At 70.0% G+C, this 4,189-nt stretch carries 2 protein-coding genes; both read left to right on the top strand.

Translation table 11 applies throughout. The annotated features are described in order from the left end of the window. On the top strand, positions 1–735 hold a 735-nt coding region (locus DBR34_RS10785; protein WP_219928261.1), incomplete at its 5' end, for a FecR domain-containing protein. A gap of 264 nt (positions 736–999) precedes the next feature. Further along, positions 1,000–4,189 (top strand): filamentous hemagglutinin N-terminal domain-containing protein (locus DBR34_RS10780; RefSeq protein ID WP_128096790.1); only part of this gene is annotated, 3,190 nt, incomplete at its 3' end.

The raw sequence follows: 4,189 nt of genomic DNA, 5'->3' as shown, positions 1-4,189 counted from the left end.
CCGCGCAGCCGGGTCAACCGCACGCGCCGCGCGTTCCTCGGCGGCGCGGTGGCGGCCGCTGCCGGCGGTTGGCTGATGGCGCGCTCGCCGTTGGGCATGTGGCCGGAGATGGACGCACTGGGGGCCGATTTCCGCACCGCCACCGGCGAGCAGCGCACGCTGGATATCCAGGGGGTGGCGGTAGCCATGGGCACCCGTACCGACCTGCGCCGCGTCGACGGCGGCACCGGCCTGCAACTGGGGCAGGGCGAAGCGCAGTTCAGCGTGCCTGCGCGCGGCAGCGCCGGCGTGGCGATCCATGTCGACGGTGCCCGGGTCACACCGGCCGCAGGTACGCGGATCAATGTGCGCTGCGTCGGCGCCGATGTACGTGTCACCTGCCTGGCCGGCACCGCCACGCTGACGCGCGGCACCCGCACGGTGACGCTGCAGCCGGGCTGGCAGGCGCGTCTGGGCGGCGACCGCATCGCCTCGGTCGCGCAGGTGGCCACCGACCGCATCGACGCGTGGCGCCAGGGCTGGCTGGTGGCCGATGACCAGCCCCTGGCCGAGGTGGTGGACGAGATCAACCGCTACCGGCCCGGCCGCATCGTCATCACCGGCGCAGCGCTGCAGGCGCGGCGGGTGCAGGCGCGCATTCCGCTGCGCGACCTGGACACCTTCATCGACCTGGTGCGCGATGTGTACGGCGCACGCGTGGTGAACATGCCCGGCGGCGTGGTGCTGCTCGGCTGAGTGCACCGCGCAGTCCCGCGATTGCAGCACGCCGCGATGACAGCGCGATGACGTGCACGACACGAATCGCGGCGGCGTCATGCGCAGATGAATTTTTTGTTGCAACGGTTCAGTCGTTGCCACCTATCCGCGTCTTATCCAGCGTAACAAGCGCAACGCATTGCCCTGTCACGCTGCTTCCCGTTGCCAGGGAACGGCGTGCCGCGTAACGCGGTGACCTGCGCTTGTCCTTATCAGCGAACGATATTGCGACGGGTGACGGCGATGGTGAAGCAGCAGAACGGTTCGGTTGTCGGTGCATCCCTGCGTACGCCGCAGGTACGTCCGCTGGCGCAGGCCATCGCAGTGATGCTGGTTGCCGGCGGCGTGGTGGCCAGCGCCACCGCGCAGCAGGCCTTCAGCCCGGCGTGGTTCGCCAACAAGGGCGTGCAGCAGCAGAACGCGGTGCAGAGCGGCCGCCTGCCCAATGGCATGCCGTCCAACCTGGCGCGCACCGATGCGCAGGCGCAGAAGGCGCGCGACACGCTCAAGACCTCGCTGGACAACCTCAACACCGCCGCGCAGGCCATCGCCATGCAGCAGCGCATGCAGCAGACCGCGCGTGACGCCGCGCGCCTGCGTGCCGGCAGCGTGCCCGACGGGTTGGGCGAGGGCGGCCTGAAGGTGGACGACGACGCGCTGACCCGCGGCTGGTCCAACGCCAGTGGCCCGGTGCAGGCCAGCAAGGACGGCACTACCACGGTCAGCATCGCGCAGACCGCCGACAAGGCCATCCTCAACTGGGAAACCTTCAACGTTGGCCGCAACACCGTGGTCGACTTCGACCAGCAGGCCGGCTGGTCGCTGCTCAACCGGGTCAACGACCCGTCCGCGCGACCCTCGCAGATCCTCGGCCGCATCCAGGGCCAGGGCACGGTGATGTTGGTCAACCGTAACGGCGTGGTGTTCGACGGCAGCAGCCAGGTCAACGTCAAGAACCTGGCTGCCGCAGCGGTGAACATCAGCGACGCGCAGTTCCGCAAGGGCCTGTACAGCGACGCGCAGGGCAGCGGCTTCATTCCCACCTTCGGCAACGAGGTGGCCACCACCGCCAGCAGCTTCAGCCATGGCGCCGCCAGGGGCGACGTGGTGGTCGAGCGCGGCGCGCAGATCACCACGCATGTGCCGGCCTCGGTCACCGACGGCGGCGGCTATGTGCTCATGCTGGGCCGCCAGGTGCACAACCATGGCCAGATCACCACCGCCAACGGCCAGACCACGCTGGCCGCCGGTGATGCGTTCGTGATCCGCAAGGGCATGGCCACCGACCAGAACCAGACCTCCACCACCCGCGGCAACGTGGTCAGCACGCTGCGCAGCCCAACGGCGGCCGCGGCCGATAGCGCGTCTGCCAGCGGCGTGGTCAGCAACACCGGCCTGGTCCAGGCCAGCACCGGTGACATCACCCTGGCCGGCCACGACGTGCGCCAGCAGGGCACGCTGCTGTCCACCACCTCGGTGCACACCCGCGGCACCGTGCACCTGCAGAACGAACGAACCGACACCACCGGCAGCGTGCTGCTGGACCAGGGCAGCACCACTGCGATCGTGCTCGACCCCAGCGCCACCACCGCGCTGGACGTGCAGCGCGAAACCCTGGTGCAGGACTCGGACAAGGTCGGCGACGGTATCGCCCATCGCCGTGACCAGTCGCTGGTGCAGATCAACACGGGCGGCACGGTCGCCTTCGCCGACAGCAGCCTGACCCTGGCCACCGGCGGGCAGATCTTCGTCGATGCCGCCGACAGCGAGGTCCGCCAGGGCGCGCGCCTCGACGTGGCCGGCTACGTCGGCGTCAAGATCGCCATGGAAGCCAACAACGTCCAGATCAACGTGCAGGGCAACGAGCAGCGCGACGCGCCGCTCAACCGCGACGACGCGTCGCTCAACAGCAAGAACATCTGGCTCGACCGCCGCGATCTGGTGCTGGTGCCGGCCGGCACCAATGGCTATGAGGCCGACCGCTGGTACACCGCCGGCGGCCTGCTCGAAGTGGGCGGCTACCTGGGCGTCACCGGCCACGGCATCGGCGAGTGGTCGGCGCAGGGCGGCACCGTGCAGTTCAGCGGCGGCAACGTGACCACCGCGCGCGGCTCCAGCATCAACCTGTCCGGCGGCGCGCTGGACGTACAGACCGGCTACGTCAACCTGACCCACCTCAAGGGCGCGGACGGCATGCTGTACAACGCCTCCACCGCGCCCGGCGACCTGCTTTACACCGGCCTGTACCGTGGCTTTGAAGACACCCACGCGCGCTGGGGCAGCACCACCTTCTACTACAACCCGCTGATCGCCCCGCAGCGCAAGCTGGAGAACGGCTACACCGTGGGCCGCGACGCCGGCCAGCTGATCGTGTCCACGGCCCATGCGCAGCTGCAGGGCGAGGTGGACACCACCACCTTCCAGGGCGAGCGCCAGCAGCGTGCGCGTGACGGCGCGCTGGACGGCTACCAGCAGGCACAGACCAGCGTGGCCCGGCAGGGCCAGCTGGTGGTGGGCAGCTACCTGCCGTTCTACGACAAGGACAGTGGCCAGCAGCGCTTCAGCCCTGCGCCACTGGTCGAGCGTGTCACCGTCGGCGAGGGTGACAGCGCCGACGCAGGCACGATCGCGCTGGACGCGGCATGGCTCAACGCGCAGGCATTCGGTGGCGTGGCGGTGTACGCACATGCCGGCATCCGCGTGGACCAGGCCGTCGAAGTGGCGCATGGCGGCAGCATCGCCCTGCATGCCAGCGACGTGCGCATCAACGCCGACCTGCGCGCCCGTGGCGGCAGCATCGCACTCGGCGACATGGTGGTGCAGCACACGGCAACCGGCACGCCGTGGCTGGACCTGCCGATCAGTGCGCGCCCGGGCGACACCCTGCTGCACCAGGTCATGGTGGGCGACAACGTCACCCTCGATGCGCGCGGCCTGTGGACCAACCAGTGGCAGGACCCGGCGTCCATCGCCGGGTTGCCGTTCGTCGATGGCGGCAGTGTGTCGCTGCGCAGCACCGGCAACGTCAGCCTGGGCAAGGGCAGCCTGATCGATGTGTCCTCCGGCGCGGCGATGGGCGTGGACGGCGACGTGGCGGGCGGCAAGGGCGGCAACGTCACCCTGGCCGCCGGCCAGAACATGGGCAGCGGCGTGCTGTCGCTGGATGGCAGCATCCGCGCGCATGGCGTCAAGGGCGGCGGCGCGCTCAACATCGAAAACGGCACGCTGGTGAGCATCGGCGGCGACATCCCCGACGCGGTCGAACACCTGGCCGCCGGTGAGGCCAGCACCCTGCCGGTACGCCTGGCCGCCGACGTGATCCTGCAGCCCGGCGACATCATCCCGCTGAGCTTCGCCATCACCGTCACCCACGTGTCGGGCGGCAAGCCGATGCCGGTGACGGTGCGGCCGGAAGTGAGCAGCAGCAAGCCGG

It is taken from the genome of Stenotrophomonas sp. HMWF003 (genome assembly GCF_003061285.1).
In the GTDB taxonomy this organism is placed as follows: domain Bacteria; phylum Pseudomonadota; class Gammaproteobacteria; order Xanthomonadales; family Xanthomonadaceae; genus Stenotrophomonas; species Stenotrophomonas maltophilia_AP.
This window is presented reverse-complemented; position numbering and strand designations above follow the sequence as displayed.